We start from the raw sequence: 20248 nt of genomic DNA on the forward strand, positions 1-20248 counted from the left end.
TTAGTACTAATTAAAACAAACTCATTTGCCCATCTTTATACTGTTTATGCAATTTACTATTTAGCTTTGGAAAACTTTTATCCTTAAAATATGTTTGCCTTGCAATACGAACCATATCATGTATTTGGGTTGCTATTTTTCCTTCTCCTTTAGACCTTATTCCATACCTACTATCATTTAAAGTGCCTCCATGACATTCTTTAATTTGATTTAATACTTTCTGAGCTTTATTGGGCATTGTTTTATGAATCCAATCTGAAAATATTTCTCCTATTGCACCATTTAATCTAACTACTGTAAACGCAAAAGAAACAGCACCATTTTGTGAAACCGCTTTAGCAAGATTTAAAATCTCATGACTATTAATTCCAGGAATTATTGGAGCCAACATTGCATTTACTGGAATATTATTTTCTGACAATATTCTAATTACTTCCAAACGTTTTTTAATAGTAGTAGTTCTTGGCTCCAACACTCTTCTTGTTTCTTCAGACAAAGAAGTAACGGACATATTTACGCCTATTAAATTATCTTTTGCAAGTTCTTTTAGAACATCTAAATCCCGGAGTATTAAAGCATTTTTAGTAATAATACCAACAGGGTGTTTATATTTTAAAAATACCCTTAAGCAAGCTCTTGTAATTTTATATTCTTTCTCTGCTGGTTGGTAACAGTCCGTATTGCCAGATAAGACTATAGTTTTAGCCTCCCAACGTTTACTTTTTAATTTTGCTTCTAAAAGTTTTGGAGCATCCTCTTTTATTAAAATTTTTCTTTCAAAATCTAAACCCGGGCTATATCCCCAATACTCATGCGTATTTCTTGCATAACAATAAATACAACCATGCTCGCAACCCTGATATGGGTTCATAGAAAAAGCCATCCCAATATCTGGGCTTGTTACTTTATTTATTATTGTTTTAGGAAAAATAGGAATGTATTGGGTCTTATTTTTATTGGCTTGCTCCCCTTCTATTCTGCAAAATTCTAGAAAATCATTTCTGGTTTCATAAATAAATTCCGAAAATTTATTGGTTTTATTCTGCTGCGCACCTCTCCCTTTAAGATAATTTTTGGACATTAAATTTTGGATTTATTCCAAAATTATGTAAAAATTCCAATAATAAAATAAAAAAATCTATTATTCTACCGTTACTTTAACCAATTGCTTTCTATTTCCTCTTTTAGCATAAAATAATAGTTCATTATCTGCACTATTAATTAATGGTCTAGAAACCATAATTGGTAAACGAACGTCTTTATCGTCCACTAATTTTTTATACGATAAATCTCCTTTAGGACTTACTTGAATAACAAATAAATTTGGGTTTCTACTAAACCCTTGCTTAAACAAAATTCTATTATTGCTCATTTTTTGAGGGTTCTCACCAGAATTAATAAAAAAGAACATCGTATTCTCTTTACCATACGCTGTGTAAGAAGCATATGCAGCATCTCCTTGGGTTACTTCTGCCTTGTTTATATTACGAGCCCAAACCATTGTACCCTCTGCATTTAACTTTGCACAAACAATGTCATTATAATGAAAACGTTCTACCTCTAAACGTGTTCCTGTAGAGGTTGCATCCATACCTTTGGTAACAAAATATTCTTCTGCACTAAAAAGTAAATCGTTCTGCGGTGTAATATGAATACTTTTAAATATTAAGTTTTTTATTTCGGCATCTACCTCTCTACCAAATTTATCTACCATAAATTGTTCTGAGAAAGCATTGTATTTTTTGGATTGTATATCTAAGGACAAACCATGTAACTTATAATAACATAAACCATTATATCTATTATCCTTACGATCTGCATAAAAACCTACTACTACTATATTTTCTCCTATTCGTATAGGCTTCAAAGATTCTGGATATTTACCAGCATCAATAAATTCTTGTATTTTATGTGCCTCATTAGTAACACGCACTACTTCATATTGAAATCTACGCTCCTTAACATCAAACCTTCTTTTCTTAAAATATGCTTTTCCAGAAAAATATACGGTTTTATAGTCTGGTGCTATTTCTATATTTTCAAAAGCATAATTTTTCTCTTCTGTAGCAGCAGTAAAATCATACGTAATATGCTTTTTTAAATCGGTTCCAAAAAGGTGCATATCATAAATTACTTTTTTACCATCTCTATGCTGTACCGTAATTGCAAAAGCTGTTTTTTTATCATTAAAATGAACTGCCGTAGAAAAACCGTTACTAAAGTTTCTATTATATTTATTTACCGCAAGTGGATTAGAAACTTCTTTTGATGGGATAGATAATAAAACTCTTTCCGTAAAATTAAAATCGTCCAAAGGGCTTTGGTGAATAATATAATCATAGGCTTCTTTCCTATAATCATATTTTAATTCTAATAAATATAATTGTCCGTTACGCACAAAACCATCTACCATATGCATGGCAGAGTATTTATAATTATAGTCCTGTACTAGATTTAAGTTGGCATCATAAACTTCTATAAAATGCCCTTTTGCTCTTAACAAAACACCACCATAATATTTTCTTACAATAATACTCTGATCCTTGGCATCATTATCAAAAGACAACACAGTAGAATATTTATACCTATCGTTATAATTTTCTCCAAGACTGTAATTTACAGGTATTTCTTGTGCCTTAACCAAACTAAAGCTACAATGTATTAATAGTACAAAAATGATTTTTTTATACATAAGAAAACGGATTTTAGAGTGTTTTATTTACCAGGAAAATCGGCTTTTCTTTTTTCTAAGAAAGCGGTAGTCCCTTCTTTAAAATCGGCTGTACCAAAACATTCGCCAAAGGCTTTAATTTCAGTTTTATACCCATCTAAAGTAGTATTAAAACCAGCATTTACTGCTTTTATTGCATGCCCAATAGCTACTGGAGAATTATTTGCAATTTTATTTGCAATTTTATTACATAATGGTAGTAACTCTTCTTGTGTAACCACATAATTAACTAAACCATATTGCAATGCTTTGGTGGCATCTATCATAGCAGCTGTCATTATTAATTCTAACGCTCTACCTTTACCTATAAGTTGTGGCAACCTTTGTGTACCACCATACCCAGGAATAACCCCTAAAGAAACTTCTGGTAATCCCATTTTAGCATTATCACTAGCTACTCTAAAATGGCACGCCATTGCAAGTTCTAATCCGCCACCTAAAGCAAAACCATTAACCGCTGCTATAACTGGCGTTTTCATTTCTTCAATAAAACTAAAAAGAGTTTCTTGTCCTTCTTTAGCTAAAGCAGCTCCCTTTTTTTTTGAAAAATTTGCAAATTCAGAAATATCTGCCCCAGCAACAAATGCTTTATCGCCACTGCCTGTTAAGATAATTCCTTTTATACTTTTATCTTTATCTAGGGCTTTTAAAGCTGTAGATAACTCTTTTATAGTTTCCTTATTTAGTGCATTTAATTTACTTGGTCTATTAATTGTAATTTCTGCAATAAATTGTTCTTGTTCTACTAAAATTGTGTTGTATGACATAGTTTAGTTTTTTAAATTTCTTTTGGGAATTTTACTGTAAAAACGCTTCCTTTTCCTGGCTGGGATGTGTAATCTATAGTCCCTTTATAAGACTCTACAATATTTTTTACCATTCCTAAGCCTAGCCCCATTCCGCTAGTTTTTGTAGTAAACTTAGGTTCAAATATTTTATCTTTATTTTCATCTAATATTCCTATACCATTGTCTGCTACCATAATTTTAACATAAGTCTCTTCGGAAGCCATGGATACTAAAATTCTAGGAGATGCAACTTCTGGAACAGCTTGTATTGCGTTTTTAACCAAATTAGTAATTACTCTTATTAACTGTGTACGGTCTAATTTTGCAATAATTTCTTTTTCTTCGGATATAAAATGAATATAATCTTTATTAAAAATATCTAGAGCTAATTTTACAATCTTAACCACATTTAAGGTTTCATTTTGCTGTGCAGGCATTTCGGCAAAATTAGAAAAGGCCGATGCAATACTACTCATAGTATCTATCTGTTGTATTAAAGTTTTAGAATACTCTTCTAATTTAAGTTTTATCTTTGGATCGTCTGGGTTAAACTTTCGCTCAAAACTTTGCACGGTTAAGCGCATTGGTGTTAGTGGGTTTTTTATTTCATGTGCAACCTGTTTTGCCATTTCTCTCCAGGCTTGTTCTCTTTCACTTTTTGCTAATTTTACTGCACTTATCTCTAACTCATCAATCATAGCGTTATAAGAAGCAATTACATTATCCATTTCTTCTCCTGGACTTTCTATAAAAATCTTTTCATTACGCTTTGTCAAATCTGTTTTACTCATCATGTTAGAAATTGTTTCTAACGATCTAGTTATGTATTTAGAAATAAAATAAGCTAACCCAATTGCCATTAGGAGCATTACCAAATAAACCCCTCCTAAACGCATTAAAAACTCTCTAAGCTCCATATCATTAAGAGTATTATCCTCAAAATATGGCAAATTTAATATACCAATTGGTTTAAATTGATAATCTGTTATATAGGTATAAGACGCTTGGTATTTATCTCCTGCGGCAGAATTTTCTTCTACAAACCTTTTATCTATAGATATGTCCAATTTATTAAGGATATGTGCATCTAAACAATTAGAAATAGAATCTTGTTCAAACTTTGGTCTAGAACTTTTAATAAGTCCGCCTTCTAAATCATAAATATTAAAATTTACATTTTGCACATCTGCAATCTGATAAATTTCTTCTTTAAAAATATTAGCTAAATTTTCTGTTGTAATAGGATAAGTTGTACGTTGTAGGGTGTAATTAACACTCTGTTTTAGCTGTTGTTCTTTACGTTCTAAACGTACCTCATGGTAATCTTTAGACTGTTCTCTATACTGGTAAATAGTAATTCCTGCAATTAGTACAGATGCTATGAGCACCAGCAATATCATAGAAACAAAAATACGAGACCTAAGAGAGAATTTTTTAAGCAATGTAACTTATTTAATGTTAAAGATAAGGAATATAGACAAGGCCTAAAATTAGATTTTATTTACCTTTTGCTATATGTAAGATACATCAAAAGTTAAGCCAACACCCTATTTTAAGCATTAGGATTTTTATTACGTATATTTTTATATAGTTTAATGCCCAACATTAATAAAACTCCTAAAAAAATAATACCTACCACTCCAAAAACCCAATTAAAAGTACTTTTTAAAATAACTAAAAATACTATTGCAAATAAAATTAATGTGGCACCTTCATTCCAAATACGCATATATCTTGAAGTATAATTTACCTCATCTCTTTGCAGTTGCTTAAAGATTTGATGGTTTTTTAAATGATAAAGAATTAGTAATACTACAAATCCTAACTTAATATGCATCCAAGGTTGTTGTAACCAACTTGGCATTAATAGTAACAACCAAATTGCAAATAAAACACACAAAACAGCAGAAGGCCAAGTAATAATATACCATAACCTTTTAGTCATTAATTTTAATTGCTTTGTTAATATCTCCTTTTCTGGAGATGGCTTTTGCCATGCTTCTATATGGTATATAAATAGTCTTGGAATGTAGAACAAACCAGCAAACCACGTAATCACAAATATGAGATGTAAAGATTTTATGTAATTATAATATTCTTGCATACTCTTTATTCTAAAAATTCTAGGCAAACAGGACTTGGTATTTTTACGTCATGCAAAAAGTTTAGAGTCCCTTTTTCTATATCTCTTTTAAAAACAGTAATATTATTTGTTTTTCTATTTCCAACTAATACAAATTTATCACTAGGGTCTATAGCAAAGTTTCTTGGCCAATCTCCATGAACACTTTCTCTCCCCACCAATGTTAATTTACCTGTTTCTTTATCTATCTTAAAAATTACAATAGTATTTTCTCCACGATTAGAACCGTATAAAAATTTACCATCTTTAGATAGGTGAATGTCTGCACAAGAATTTTTTCCTTTATAATCTTTATCTAAAGTTAGTTTTGTTTCTTTAGTTATATATTCTCCGTCTTCATTTTTACTTAAAAGGGTTATGGTAGAATTTAACTCGTTTATTACATATAGAAATTTTTTATCCGCACTAAATTTAAAATGTCTTGGTCCTGCCCCATCTGTAAATTTTAAAGATGGCTGCTTTCCTGGAACAAATTTTTCGCCATCATACTGGTATCTTTTAACCGCATCTAAGCCCAAGTCTGCGGTAAATAATCCGTCTGGTGTAAAGATAGAGGCATGAGCCTTTGCTTTTTTTATACTGTCTAGTATTTTATGATTAATATACTGTGGGTTAGACCTTAAAGAACCATTTTCTGCTAATTTATAAATAGACAAACTACCATCTGAGTAACAAGAAGCTGCTAAAAAATCTCCTTTTTTAGAAACTCCTACATGACAAGGGTAGCCGCCACCAGTACCAATAGTATTAATTTCTTCTATCCCATCTTCTTTTATTTTATATGCAATTATAGCTCCCTTAGAATCCTTAAACTCTTCTGTTCTTTTAATAACATACAAGTACTTTTTATTATTAGATATTGTTAAAAAAGATGGATCTTTTATCTCTGCTTCTAATTTTTTATTGTTTAGCTCTCCTGTTTTTGGGTTAAAAGAATAACTGTATAAGCCTTCGCTTCCGGCTTGTGTAAAGGTTCCAACAAAAAGTTTACTACTTTCTTCTTTACAAGAAATGAATATAAATAAGCTACATAGAATCAGTAATAAGTTTCCTTGTTTCATACAAATAATTACGTTTTTACTATTAAATTTTTCTTTACTTCTTTTCTTAAATAATACCCTGTTACTAGTGTAGCTAAAACATCAGAAATTGGGAAGGAAATCCAAACTCCAAATTCTCCTAAATAGCTTGGGAGTATTAAAATTAAAGGTATAAAAAAGAATCCTTGTCTTGTTAATGTTAGTAATAAAGCTGGTATTGCTTTTCCTATTGCTTGAAAATAGGCTGCTCCAATTAATTGTATTGCAATTATTGGTGTTGCAGCAAATACCCAACGCATTGCAGATGGTGTATGTTCTAAAACAAATGCATTTGTTGCTAGCTCTTTTGCCGTAAGGTTATGGTTGTTACTTAAAAATAATGAAGTAATCTCGGTAGGAAAAATCATTAAACCTAAAAAAACCACAGTAGCCAAAACTGCTGCGTATTTAATAGCAGTATTAATAGATTCTCTAACCCTATCTAACTTATGCGCTCCATAATTAAACCCTGCAATAGGCAAAAAACCCTGTGTTACTCCAAATACTGGAAATAACGCAAACATTAACATTCTGCCTATAATTGCGTAAACCGCAACCATTGCTTCTCCTCCTAAATTAAAGAGGATATTATTCATTAAAAGATATATAATACTAACTACTGCCTGTCTAGAAAGTGTAACAAAACCCAAAGAGGCAATTTGTTTTAATACCTCTACATCTAACTTAAGATATTTCCACTTTAATTTTAATTCTGAATTTTTTGAAACAAAAAAATAAGCCACATAACTACAGCTTAAAAGGTATGCTATATTGGTTGCCCATGCTGCTCCATGCATTCCCCAATCTAAAACGTAGATAAAAATATAATCCATAAATAGATTTCCTATAGATGGTATTATAAGTGCTACCATTGCAAATTTAGGCTTTCCTTCTGCTCTAATAACAGAGCTACCCATCATAGAAAAACCTAAAAGAGGAACGCCATATAATACAATTACATAGTAAATTTTTGCAGGATCAAAGATGTCTCCTTTTCCTCCAAAAGCAGGAATTAAATCCTCTACAAAGAATAATCCAAACGCTATAAATACTAGGGTAATGGAAAAAGTAAGTGTAATTTGATTGCCAAAAGTTTTGAGTGCCTTTTCTAAATTATTACTGCCTAAAGCACGAGATATTATACTGGAACCTCCAATACCAATTGCCATTCCTAAAGCGGCTATAAAAAAAGAAACTGGGAGTACTACATTTATGGCAGCAATGGCAATAGAACCAATCCAATTACCAACAAAAATAGAATCTACTAAAACATTTAAAGACATTACTAGTATCCCTATGGCTGCTGGTACAGCTTGCTTAACCAACAGTTTCCCTATAGGCTCAGAACCTAGTTGTTCTGATGATACTTTTTCCATTATGCTGGGAGTAGTTCGTTCTCTTGCCAGTCTTTAAGCCATTTTACCATAACTTGTACCCAATCATCCCTATCATTTAAACAAGGAATGTGTTTATAATCTTCCCCACCTGCTTCTTGAAATTGATGCTTACCTTCCATTGCAATCTCTTCTAGAGTTTCTAAACAGTCGGAAACAAAAGCTGGGGTTATAACTGCCAATTTTTTCTTTCCTTCTTTAGGAAAACGTTCAAACTCAAAATCGGTATACGGTTTTAACCAAGGATCATTTGGTAGTCTAGATTGAAAAGATAAGCTTACTTTATCTTCTGGTAATCCTAAATATGCTTTTACTTTTTCTGTAACATCAAAACATTGATGACGGTAACAAGTATGGTGCGCTACCGAATTTGTAGAACAACAACTACCATCTATTTTACAATGAAACTTAGTTGGGTCACTCTTTTTTATATGTCTTTCTGGAATTCCATGGTAGGAGAATAAAATATGATCGTAATCAAAATCTTTAAGTCCGTCTGCTATACTTTCCGAAAGGACTTTTATATACTCTTTATTCTTATAAAAAGCTGGCAAAGTAGTTAACTTCATTTCTGGAAAAAAAGCATCTTTATCTTCCATTGTCTTTACAACAACAGTTTCATAAGAAGACATAGCATACTGCGGGTATAAAGGAACAAGTAAAACATCATCTACACCCTTGTCCTTTAATTCTTGTAGTGCATTCTTAATGGTCATGCTTCCATAACGCATTCCTAAGGCTACAGGCATGTCTACAAATTGTTTTACTTTTTCCGTAAACCTTTCTGATATTACTACTAATGGAGACCCTTCTTCCCACCAAATTTTACTATATGCTTCGGCAGATTTTTTAGGTCTTGTTTGCAAAATAATACCCCGAACAATAATATTACGCAACCATTTAGAAACATCTATTACCCTTTCATCCATTAAAAACTCATCTAAATAAGGCTTAACATCTTTTGGGGTTGGACTATCTGGGGACCCAAGGTTAACTAGTAATATTCCTTTCATCTGTTCTTTTTATTAAAAACAAAAATACTACTTGTAATGAATATACGTTAGGATAATCAAAGACTTTATTAATAGTATTATAAGGTTTACCAATAAAATAGTTCCATAAACAACTAATTATAACAAAAAGTTAATTTACCTTTTGTTGTACTATAGCATGGTATTTTTAAATACTTTGCCAAATATTTACCTTTTATGCACTTAAAAATTACCCTGTTTACCCTTTTTATATGTCTTAGTATAAAAGCTCAAGAAAAAAACAGTCTTTTATGGGAAATTTCGGGAAACGGCTTACAAAAAAGCTCTTACCTCTATGGAACCATGCATGTGAGTAAAAAAATTGCTTTTCGTTTAGATGATGTTTTTTACGATGCTTTAGATAAAAGTGAGATCATTGCGCTAGAGTCTGATCCTAATACTTGGCTAGATAATGATGATATTAATGGAGGTTCTATGCATGGTGTTGGAAGCGGACTTATGACCAAAGGTTTTTACACGTATCCTTTTTTAATAAATAATCCTAGAAAAGAAAATATTGCATCTTACCTAGCTGCAGAAGACCGTATTATTAATAATATTTTATACAGAACTAGTTCTTTTTCTCAGAATTTTGAAGAAGAGACTTATTTAGATATGTTTATTTATCAAGCAGGGAAAAAGTTTGATAAAAAAATAGTTGCTCTAGAGGATATGGAAGAGTCTGCCACCCTAGTTGCTAGGGCAAGTAAAAATCCAATAAAACAAAAGCCAGACGAGTGGTTATTAAAAAGAATGCAACAACAAGATCCTATGTTTATGTTGCAAGACGCTTATAGAGAAAGAAATATTAGTCTTTTAGATTCTATAGACAGAGCCATGTATACACCTTATTATATAGAGAATATGCTTCATATAAGAAACCATAATATGGCAAAGAGTTTAGACTCTGTTATGCAATTAGGCAAGGTCTTTGCAGGCATAGGCGCTGCACATTTACCTGGAGAAAATGGTGTTATAGACCTGCTACAAAAGAAAGGCTATACTGTAAAACCGCTAACTTCTAGAGCAGGTAATAAAGGGAAGGTATTAAAAGAAAAAATTGAAGATAAAATAAAGATTAACTCTTATAACACTCATGAAGTAGAAGACCATTTTTTTAGCCTTCTTTTACCTAATAAAATTTATCCTATTAGCTCTGTAAATAAAACAACCTATGTTTCACCAGATTTAGCAAACGGAAGCTTTGTAGTAATTAACAGAATACCATTACACTCTTTTCTAAAGCAAGAGCACACCTATTCTTTAGAAGATATAGATCATTTACTTTTTGAAAATATTCCAGGGAAAATTTTTGAAAAAACAAAAATATACCGAAACGGGTATAAGGGTCTAGATATTAAAAACAAGCTTAAAAATGGAGATGTGCAACGCTATCAAATTTATAAAACTCCGTTAGAAATCATAATTTTTAAAATGGGGGGAGAAGGTAATTTTGTTTCTCAATTCTCGGACACTATTTTTAACAGTATTGCTTTTAAAAATAGGAACCCTAAAATGGTGACTGTTACCTCTGGTTTTAATGATTTTAAAATAAAAATGCCCTCTTTATATAATTTTACAAATGCATCTAGAGGTGGCAATAGGTTTATTGAAGGCTATGATAGTATAAAAGATTCTTACTACTTTCTTAAAAAAGCAAGTTTAAACGATTTTAATTTTATTGAGCAAGATTCTTTTGAGCTTAAACAAATACAAAAAAGATTTTATCAAGATTTAAAACTAACCCCGCAATATAATCCTGTAAAAGATAGAACATTAAGTTCTAGTGCTCCATTTTTTAAAAGCAATAAAACACTTTATATTAAATCAGTGCTTGCTAATAACAATTATTACTTACTAGGTGTTTTAACTAAGGATAACGAAGAGGCTTTAAACTATTTTAATTCTTTAAAACTACAAGAAACAAAATATAAAAAACCATTTACTACTGTAGTAGATACTGCTCTTTATTTTAGTACAAAAACTAATGTCACGCCTCCAAAGTTTGTAGAAAGTAGTAAAGATTATTATAATGATAAAAAAACTAAAGAGTATGATGCCTTTAATAAAAAAACAGTCTACAGCAATAAAAACCAGGAAGCAATTTGGGTAGAAGTAAATAAGTCCCATGATTTACTAATGTTCCAAAACATTGACTCCGTTTGGGCACTTCGTAAGCGTTTATATGCCAAAAACACATTTGCCATTAAAAATGCTACACAAAAAATTTTAGATAAAAACACTTATGAATTACAATTAACCCTAACAGATACTGCAAGTACTAGGGGTATTTTAATTAAAAATGTAATAAAAGGCGGATTACTTTGGGAATTAAAAACCCCAATAGACACTTTAGTAAAAACCACCAGCTTTGTAGCTAACTTTTATTCCAACTTTACACCACTAGATACAATTATTGGAAAAGACATTTTACAAGACAAAACACCAGATTTTTTTAATGCTCTAAAAAATAATGACAGCCTAGCTACAGAAGGTTACAAATTTGTAAAATTTAACAAGAAACATCTTAGCGAATTAAAACATTATATTTCTAGGCATGCATTTACAGATAGCCAAAAAGAAGTACAGCCCTATTTAATTAGAGAGTTATCTAAAATTAAAAACACCAATCTTAAAGAGTTTTACACAGAGTTTTACACCCAATCTTATAGTAACTCTAATGCACAAGCCAAAATTCTTAAAGCATTAGCAAATAAAGAAGAGGAAGACGCAACTGATTTAATGTTAAGTTTAATGTCCACAGACCTTCCATTAATTTCTAACCAGTATCAAATTAATTCTATTTTTAGACCGTATAATGATAGCCTAAACCTAGCAAAAAAATTATTTCCAGAAATTCTAGAATACAGTGCAATAGAAGAATACAAACTGCCTATTTTTTCACTTTTAGCCAAACTTAAAACAAATAGGTTTGTTAAACCTAACCTATATAAAAAGTATAAAAAGCAAATTTTAAATGACGCCAAAATACTTCTTAAAAGACAATTAGGAGCAGATAATGCTACGTATAATCAAAATAGATATGCAACACTTCAAAATAAAACTAGTAGTATTTTAGAAGATTATGTTACACTTCTTTTCCCTTTTAGAAAAGAAAAATCTGTGACACAATTTTATACACAACTACTAATGGTAAAAGATGCAGATATAAAAACCACCTACGTAACTTTACTTGCAAATAATAATGAAGCTATACCAAACAATCTTTTAAATGAACTTGCTATTGATGTACAATCTAGAGTACTATTATACAACAAATTAAAAAATGTAAATAAATTACAACTATTTCCCACTACCTATAAAACACAAAAACATATAGCAGAAGCATTACTTTTTCAAAATATACTATATGAAAAAGATAAAATACAACTACAATACTTGTGTAATGAAACTTTAGATTATGAAGGAAAACAGGTTTCTGCTTATTTTTTCAAGAAAAGAAATAACCAAGATTATGATAAAAATTATAGTCTGCATATGTTTGTTTTTGAAAAAGGAAAAGGCATACAAACTAATCTAGTGTATAAAAACCGTGGCATGCGAATAGAAGACACAGATACAGATGATGATACTATTAGGTATGTAACTGAAGAATTCTTATTAGAAAAGCATAAAAGAGCGGTTATATATAGACCAAATGGATATGGTGGTTATGGTTATCACGGATTTTAACATACCTTGGCTAAAATTCTAAACAGTTATGAAAATTGCAAATTTTCTATTCTTTATTCTTTTTACCGCTACTACTTTCTCACAAGAACTTGTTTGCTCTATACAAGACAAAGAAACCTTTGAGACAAAAATAATAGCTGTTGATGGTTTTCTAGAAAAAGAATTTGGTAAAACAATAACTGCTGTAGGTAAAACTTTTTTAGGAACACCTTACGTTGCCAAAACCTTAGAAATTGATGAAAACGAGCCCTTAGTTATTAATTTTCAAGGTTTAGATTGCACTACCTATGTAGAAAACGTTTTGGCATTTAGTCTTTTATTAAAAAATGAAAAAACAGATTTTACTTCTTTTACCAAAACTTTAGAAAATATAAGATATAAAGATGGTAAACGTAATGGCTATGCCTCTAGGTTGCACTACTTTTCAGAATGGATTGCAAATAACGAGGAGAAAGGTTTAATTAAAAATATAACTTCTGAAATTGGCGGCATAGAAATAAATAAGACCATTAATTTTATGAGCACGCATAGAGAGTTGTATCCTTTTCTAAAGGATAATGATACAAACTTTGATAAAATAAAAATCTCCGAAGAATTTTTAAATAATGAGGCTATTTGCATCTTAGAACAAGACCAAATTAAAGCAAATGAACATTTAATTAAATCTGGAGATATAATAGCACTTACCACGGCTATAAAAGGATTAGATATTACACACACCGGAATTGCAATACGAGAAAAAGATGGTAGAATTCACCTATTACATGCCTCTTCTTCTGGCGAAGTTAAAATATCTAAAGAACCACTAGTAGATTACCTTAAAAAGATAAAAAACAATACAGGGATTATGGTTTGTAGGGCTTTATAAAAGTTAAACCTTACCTAATTTGCAAACCACTTAGTTTGTATAGGAGTAATAGCCCCATACAATTACATTAATATTTGCATTTCATCGGAAAAAAACTAAAAAAAGTCTTAACCAGTACGAAAAGACTTTTAATTTATAATTTTTAAAACCAACTGCATAGTTGGTTTTGTTTTTCTACACCTTCTTATCTGCCAAGACAATAAAACAAACCTCCAATAAGATGTTTTCTAAAATCTGGTTCATCAAAAGACTCTTTTGTATGGCCCCCACCGGTATAAAAAGCTCTACCACCATCAAATTCGTGATACCAGGCTATTGGGTGGTTCTCTCCATTTGTACCACCTTCATAGGAGTTTTCATTTAACTTCATAATAACCTTAACATCTGGGTTTATCTCTTTGTAGTTATACCATTCATCTGCCCTTTTCCAAGTATCATTTAAATGCTTAGTAGCAGCATGTTTTTTATTTACAACATTAATTAATGCTTCTCTTACATTTGGGTTATTAGGATGCCCATTAAAATAGGCTCCTACTAATTTTCCATACCATTGCCATTCATATTCTGTATCACAAGCAGCATGTATTCCCATAAAACTACCTCCGTCATTAATATATTTTTTAAAACTGTTTTCTTGTTCAGTTCCTAAAACATCCATTGTGGTATTAAGAAAAACAACGGTCTTATAGTTTTTTAAATTAGCAGTATTAAAGTCTAGAGAATCCTCTGTTTGCGTAACTACAAACGCATTACTAGCACCTAATTCTTTAAGAGTTTGCACTCCTTTTTCTATAGATTTATGGCGGTATCCATTGGTTTTAGTAAAAACTAATATTTTATCTATAGATGGTTCTATGCTTTTATTATTCTTAGTAGAAACTAATTTTTTAGATTCTCCACAATTTGTCAAAAACAATACACATAAAAAGGGGAGCGCAGTTTTAATAATAAATTTCATTTTCTATTAGGTTTATAAGATTATATATTTTTAAAAGTAATCTATTTACTAAATAAGTGTATATAAAATTTTGTATTGCTTCATTAAAAAGTTTTAAATATCATTATAGTCCAATTAACTTAAGAATTAGAAAGTGACATTACATATTTTTTAGGGGTAGTACCATATTTCTTCTTAAAAGCTGCTATAAAGTGGCTTGACGTACTGTACCCTATACGCAACCCAATTTCATTAACATTATGTTCTCCAGATTCTAAAAGGCGACGTGCATGCTCCATCTTATAATCAAACAAAAAACTATAAACAGAATCGCCATAAATTTGCTTAAAGCCTTCTTTTAAACGCTTAAGGCTTATACCTACTTGTTTTGCTAAATCTGGTAAACTTGGTGGTTCTGCCATATGGTTTATCATTATTTCTTTAGCTTTTCTTATGCGCTTTACGTTGTCCTCATCTACCAAAAAAGGACATTGTTCTATATCTGCATCGGTGCTTTTATTAAAATATAAAGATATAAGCTCGTAAACCTTCCCTTTTGTGTACAATCCTTTTATAGATGGATGTAAATTGTAACTCATTATCTGGCTTAGTACTACAGCAATAGCAGGAGACACTGGGTCCTGAGAGTAATATTTTTTTTCTTTAAATTCTTGACTTAAAAAAGGAATATAACTAGCCTCTGTAGAAAATAAAGAATGAAACTTTCTAATAGTCATTACAATAGACACTAACCAAGAGCTTGGTTGCAATTCTAAATTCATAGGCAAATCTATCTGTGTATTGTAAAGTAACAAGGAATTCTCTTCAGAAACATCTAAAGCGTACCTCCCATCATTAAAAACAAATTTTGCTCTTCCTTTTAAACAAAAATGAAATTGAATATAAGAACTATTTATGTCTCTTGTAACCTTCTGAATATCAGAAGAATCATTTTGTATTTTTAGCACATAAAACCCTTGTTCTAACAACACCTCGTTAAAGGAACCTGAAGCGACATTTTCTTCCATATTTTTTGGAATTTATAATTGTTTTTTATTTAGAATCTTTCTAAATAAAATAGTAAAAAACCTTAATATTTACTGCTAAAATACAGGTTTTTATCTAAAATCTATCGTTTAAAGGCTCAAAACCCTTGAATCGATATTTATAGTTCCTCTAGCGTTATTTTTATCCAAACAATGAATTTACATTTGCGTGCATTCACAATTTTAGATGAAGGATTATAACATTTCTAAACACAACTCTTTCTACACCATTGGTCTTAATTATAAAAAGGCTGATGCAGAAATGCGTGGAAAATTTAGTCTAGATGAAAATGCAATGCAAAAAATACTAACGGAAGCAAAAGTGGAGGGAATAGATGGCTTGCTTGCAACATCAACTTGTAATAGAACAGAATTACATGGGTTTGCGCAACATCCTTTTCAATTAATAAAAATGCTTTGTGATAATACACAAGGTACCGTAGAAGAATTTCAACAAGTAGCGTATGTGTATAAAAACAACGATGCTATTTCGCACCTTTTTAAAGTTGGCACAGGTTTAGACAGTCAAATTCTTGGAGATTTTGAAATAATTAGTCAGTTAAGACAAAGTTTTAACCGTTCTAAAAAGCAAGGAATTGCAAATCCGTTTGTAGAGCGTTTATGTAACTCCGTTATTCAAGCAAGTAAGCGCATAAAAAACGAAACACAAATATCTTCTGGAGCAACATCTGTTTCTTTTGCATCAGTACAATATATTTTAAAAACTATTCCAGATATTTCGCAAAAAAAGATTTTACTTTTTGGAACAGGTAAAATTGGAAGAAACACTTGTGAAAACCTTATAAAACACACCAAAAACCCTAATATAACCTTAATTAATAGAACCAAAGATAAAGCCGAAAAAGTGGCTGGTAAATTTAATTTAATGGTGAAGGATTATGGTGATTTACAAACAGAAATTAGAACCACAGATGTTCTTGTTGTTGCTACTGGTGCTAACCAACCAACTATTTCTAAAGATTTAATACATACTAAAAAACCGTTACTAATTCTAGATTTATCTATCCCTAAAAATGTAGATAATTCTACAGCAGAGCTAGAAAATGTAACCGTTATTCATTTAGATCATTTATCACAAATGACCGATGAGACTTTAGAACGTAGAAAGCAGTTTATTCCGCAAGCAGAAGAAATTATTGAAGAAGTAAAAGAAGACTTTATTCAATGGTTAGAAAGCAGAAAGTTTGCTCCTGTAATTAAAGCTTTAAACAAAAAGCTTAAAACAATGAAGGAAGAAGAATTAGATTATCATTCTAAAAAACTGACTGATTTTAATTCCAAACATGCAGATGCAATTTCTAACCGCATAATTCAAAAAATAACCAAGCAATTTGCCAATCATTTAAAAGAAACTGGCAATGATGCAGACGAAAGCCTAGAATTAATTCAAAAGGTATTTCAACTACAAGTAAGCACAAATGAGTAATACCATTAGAATAGGTACTCGTGATAGTGAACTAGCACTATGGCAAGCAAATTACGTTAAAAGACAATTAGACGCTCTAGGCCACAACACCAAAATTGTTGCCGTAAAATCTACAGGAGACATCATATTAGACAAACCGCTATATGAGCTAGGAATAACTGGTATTTTTACCAAAACCCTAGATATAGCAATGCTTAATGGAGATATAGATATTGCTGTGCATTCTATGAAAGATGTTCCAACAGCATTACCTAAAGGTATTGTAAAAGCTGCTGTTTTAAAACGGGCAAATTACATGGACATTCTTGCCTTTAAAGACAATGAAGAATTTTTAGGGTCTCCAGAAGGTATTATTGCAACCGGAAGTCTTAGAAGAAAAGCACAATGGCTTAACCGCTACCCTACGCATACTGTAGTAGATTTAAGAGGAAATGTAAATAGTAGACTTCAAAAACTAGAAGATAATAATTGGAACGGTGCTATTTTTGCAGCTGCAGGCTTAGACCGTATAAATTTACAACCAGAAAATACTATTGGACTTACCTGGATGATTCCTGCCCCTGCACAAGGAGCAATAATGGTAGTTGCCAAAGAAGAAAATGAGGAATTAAGAGAAATCCTATCCGAATTAAATCATGAAGCTACAGATACCTGCGTTGGTATTGAACGTGAATTTTTAAGAACTTTAGAAGGTGGTTGTACTGCTCCCATAGGTGCTTTTGCCTACATAAACAAGGAAGAAGAAGTTGTTTTTAAAGGGGTTTTACTATCTAAAGACGGAAAACAAAAAATAGAGGTAGCAAAATCTGTTAAACTAGGAAAACACCAAACTCTTGGAGAAGATTTAGCACATAAAGTATTAGAAAAAGGTGGTAAGCGCCTTATGGGACAACTTAATGATGGGCCAACTGCTGCTACTTTATATGCTACTAAAAAGCTTACTCCAGAACAAACGCAAATGTTTGACCCAACAGTAAGTGTAGATTCTGAAGATTTTATAAAAATAAAGCTTACCAGAATTCCAAGACCCGTTTTAAAAACGCCGCATAAGAATGTAATTTTTACAAGTAAAAACGGAATTGAAGCGCTAATACAAAACGTTACTGCTAGCGAATTACAATTTGAGAATATTTATTGCGTAGGTCGTAAAACCAAACGTTTAATTGAAAGACGAATTGGCGAAGTAACCTATTGTGCTCCAAATGCCGAAAAACTCGCAGAATATTTAGCAGAAAATCTAGAAAATAAAGAGGTTACTTATTTTTGTGGTGATATTCGTTTAGATACTTTACCAAATTTATTGACGGAGAGTAATATTACCGTTACAGAGATTGAAGCATACCAAACAAGACTTGCACCAAGAACTGTAGAAGAAGACACTAAAGGCATCTTATTTTTTAGTCCTTCTGGGGTACAAAGTTATATTAAGATTAACAACAATACTAAAATTGCATATTGCATTGGAGAAACCACAGCTTCTGAAGCTAGAAAACATTTTACAGAAGTTAAAGTAGCTAAAATGCGTACCGTAGAAAGTGTTATTACGTTGGCAAATTCTGATTTTATTACCAAGTAAATAATGATAGTCCAATTACTATAATTAAAAATAGCTAAAAGCAAAAAGCTAAAGGCCATTAGCCAATAGCAAGAAACCAATAGCAGTATATAATATGAAGAACGACTTATTTCTAAAAGCATTAAAAGGAGAAACTGTAGAAAGGCCACCAGTTTGGATGATGAGACAAGCAGGGCGTTACCTTCCTGAGTTTATGGAAATTAAAGCAAAATATGACTTTTTTACCCGTTGCCAAACTCCAGAATTAGCTTCCGAAATTACAGTACAACCTATACGAAGATATGGTATGGATGCTGCTATTTTGTTTTCTGACATTTTAGTAATACCGCAGGCAATGAATATTGAGGTAGAAATGAAACCAAATTTTGGCCCATATTTACCAAACCCTATTCGTTCGCAAAAAGATTTAGACAGTGTTATTGTTCCAGATATTCAAGACACCCTTGGCTATGTTATGGATGCTATAAAAATGACCAAAGAAAAATTAAATGATGAAATTCCTTTAATTGGTTTTGCTGGTTCTCCATGGACTATTTTATGCTATTGTGTACAAGGACAGGGAAGTAAAAACTTTGATAAAGCTAAAGAGCTTTGCTTTACACAACCTGTGGTAGCACATTCTCTATTGCAAAAAATAACCGATACTACTATTGCTTACCTTAAAGAAAAGGTAAAAGCAGGAGTTAATGCGGTACAAGTGTTTGATTCTTGGGGAGGAATGCTTTCGCCAACAGATTATCAAGAATTTTCTTGGCAATACATACAGCAAATTATAGATGCTCTTAAAGAAGAAGCTCCTGTAATTGCTTTTGGTAAAGGGTGTTGGTTTGCCTTAAATGATATGGCAAAATCTGGCGCCTCTGCATTAGGGGTAGATTGGACATGCTCTGCACGTAATGCTCGCTACTTAACCGGAGGAAATATTACACTACAAGGGAACTTTGATCCTTCTCGTTTATTATCCCCACCAGCAGAAATAAAAAAGATGGTACACCAAATGATTACTGAGTTTGGTAAAGACAAATACATTGTAAATCTAGGGCACGGAATTTTACCTAACATACCATTAGAAAACGCAAAAGCATTTATAGATGCCGTAAAAGAGTATAAAGAATAGTACTCTTTTCTTTTGCCTATTTTTTGTATTATTATATCTAGGTAGGAAAAATCTATTATGAAAAAAAATATTGGACTTGTAATTGTCATTTTAGTAATTGGTTATAATATCTACGATTACTTTAAAGTCAAAAATGATTCATTATCTACGGATATAGAAAACTGTACTAATAAATTCATGGCGACTAATCCCAATATTGATAAAAACATTGCTGAAAAGTATTGCAAATGTGCTATTGAAAATATAGGAGAAAAATATAAAAATTCAACTATTAGTACTGAAAAGATACTTGAGAATGAGCAATCGAGAATGCAAGATTGTTTTGACTATGCAAAAAAAGCGAAGCAATAATAAATTTGAAATTATCTAATCATAATTAAAGAAGACGCAAAGGATTA

At 31.2% G+C, this 20248-nt stretch carries 16 protein-coding genes; 6 read left to right on the forward strand and 10 right to left on the reverse strand.

The window, feature by feature from the left end; translation table 11 throughout:
- Positions 1 to 10: 10 nt before the first annotated feature.
- From Q0820_RS03410 to hemH, 8 genes are all read right to left on the reverse strand, one after another.
- The gene (locus Q0820_RS03410; RefSeq protein ID WP_298485103.1) at positions 11 to 1081 is read right to left on the reverse strand and encodes a PA0069 family radical SAM protein; all 1071 of its coding nucleotides are present in this window, start codon (positions 1079 to 1081) and stop codon (positions 11 to 13) included.
- Positions 1082 to 1141: 60 nt separating this feature from the next.
- Complete coding sequence (locus tag Q0820_RS03415; RefSeq protein ID WP_298485105.1) at positions 1142 to 2692, reverse strand: hypothetical protein; 1551 nt, start codon at positions 2690 to 2692, stop codon at positions 1142 to 1144.
- A 23-nt stretch (positions 2693 to 2715) separates the two neighbouring features.
- A complete protein-coding gene (locus Q0820_RS03420; protein ID WP_298485106.1) occupies positions 2716 to 3498 on the reverse strand; it encodes an enoyl-CoA hydratase-related protein in 783 nt (260 codons plus the stop codon).
- Positions 3499 to 3509: 11 nt separating this feature from the next.
- A complete protein-coding gene (locus tag Q0820_RS03425) occupies positions 3510 to 4919 on the reverse strand; it encodes an ATP-binding protein (protein WP_298485443.1) in 1410 nt (469 codons plus the stop codon).
- Between the two features lie 152 nt (positions 4920 to 5071).
- The gene (locus Q0820_RS03430; protein WP_298485108.1) at positions 5072 to 5623 is read right to left on the reverse strand and encodes a CopD family protein; all 552 of its coding nucleotides are present in this window, start codon (positions 5621 to 5623) and stop codon (positions 5072 to 5074) included.
- Between the two features lie 5 nt (positions 5624 to 5628).
- Positions 5629 to 6723, reverse strand: coding sequence for a lactonase family protein (locus Q0820_RS03435; protein WP_298485109.1), 1095 nt, complete (start codon positions 6721 to 6723; stop codon positions 5629 to 5631).
- A gap of 8 nt (positions 6724 to 6731) precedes the next feature.
- Positions 6732 to 8117 (reverse strand): MATE family efflux transporter, encoded by a 1386-nt coding sequence (locus Q0820_RS03440; protein ID WP_298485111.1) that lies wholly within the window; start codon positions 8115 to 8117, stop codon positions 6732 to 6734.
- On the reverse strand, positions 8117 to 9148 hold the full coding sequence (gene hemH, locus Q0820_RS03445; protein ID WP_298485113.1) for a ferrochelatase: 1032 nt from the start codon (positions 9146 to 9148) through the stop codon (positions 8117 to 8119). The genes Q0820_RS03440 and hemH overlap by 1 nt, the downstream gene beginning before the upstream one ends.
- A gap of 195 nt (positions 9149 to 9343) precedes the next feature.
- Here hemH and Q0820_RS03450 point away from each other — a divergent pair, with 195 nt between their 5' ends.
- Positions 9344 to 12859 (forward strand): TraB/GumN family protein, encoded by a 3516-nt coding sequence (locus tag Q0820_RS03450; RefSeq protein WP_298485115.1) that lies wholly within the window; start codon positions 9344 to 9346, stop codon positions 12857 to 12859.
- 28 nt (positions 12860 to 12887) lie between these two features.
- Entirely contained in the window at positions 12888 to 13727 is an 840-nt protein-coding gene (locus Q0820_RS03455) for an N-acetylmuramoyl-L-alanine amidase-like domain-containing protein (protein WP_298485117.1), read from the forward strand.
- Between the two features lie 184 nt (positions 13728 to 13911).
- On the opposite strand, the gene Q0820_RS03460 is transcribed toward Q0820_RS03455, so the two are convergent.
- Together Q0820_RS03460 and Q0820_RS03465 are read right to left on the reverse strand one after the other, a co-directional pair.
- The gene (locus Q0820_RS03460) at positions 13912 to 14685 is read right to left on the reverse strand and encodes a ThuA domain-containing protein (protein WP_298485118.1); all 774 of its coding nucleotides are present in this window, start codon (positions 14683 to 14685) and stop codon (positions 13912 to 13914) included.
- A 119-nt stretch (positions 14686 to 14804) separates the two neighbouring features.
- Positions 14805 to 15692, reverse strand: a complete 888-nt coding sequence (locus tag Q0820_RS03465) for an AraC family transcriptional regulator (protein ID WP_298485120.1) — start codon at positions 15690 to 15692, stop codon at positions 14805 to 14807.
- A gap of 205 nt (positions 15693 to 15897) precedes the next feature.
- On the opposite strand from Q0820_RS03465, the gene hemA reads away from it, so the two are divergent.
- From hemA to Q0820_RS03485, 4 genes are all read left to right on the forward strand, one after another.
- Entirely contained in the window at positions 15898 to 17157 is a 1260-nt protein-coding gene (gene hemA / locus Q0820_RS03470; RefSeq protein ID WP_298485122.1) for a glutamyl-tRNA reductase, read from the forward strand.
- Positions 17150 to 18733 (forward strand): hydroxymethylbilane synthase, encoded by a 1584-nt coding sequence (gene hemC, locus Q0820_RS03475; protein WP_298485124.1) that lies wholly within the window; start codon positions 17150 to 17152, stop codon positions 18731 to 18733. The genes hemA and hemC overlap by 8 nt, the downstream gene beginning before the upstream one ends.
- Before the next feature lie 94 nt (positions 18734 to 18827).
- The gene (gene hemE, locus Q0820_RS03480) at positions 18828 to 19850 is read left to right on the forward strand and encodes a uroporphyrinogen decarboxylase (RefSeq protein ID WP_298485127.1); all 1023 of its coding nucleotides are present in this window, start codon (positions 18828 to 18830) and stop codon (positions 19848 to 19850) included.
- A gap of 57 nt (positions 19851 to 19907) precedes the next feature.
- The gene (locus Q0820_RS03485) at positions 19908 to 20201 is read left to right on the forward strand and encodes a hypothetical protein (protein ID WP_298485129.1); all 294 of its coding nucleotides are present in this window, start codon (positions 19908 to 19910) and stop codon (positions 20199 to 20201) included.
- Positions 20202 to 20248 lie beyond the last annotated feature (47 nt).

Source organism: uncultured Maribacter sp. (assembly GCF_947495965.1).
Classification (GTDB): domain Bacteria; phylum Bacteroidota; class Bacteroidia; order Flavobacteriales; family Flavobacteriaceae; genus Maribacter_B.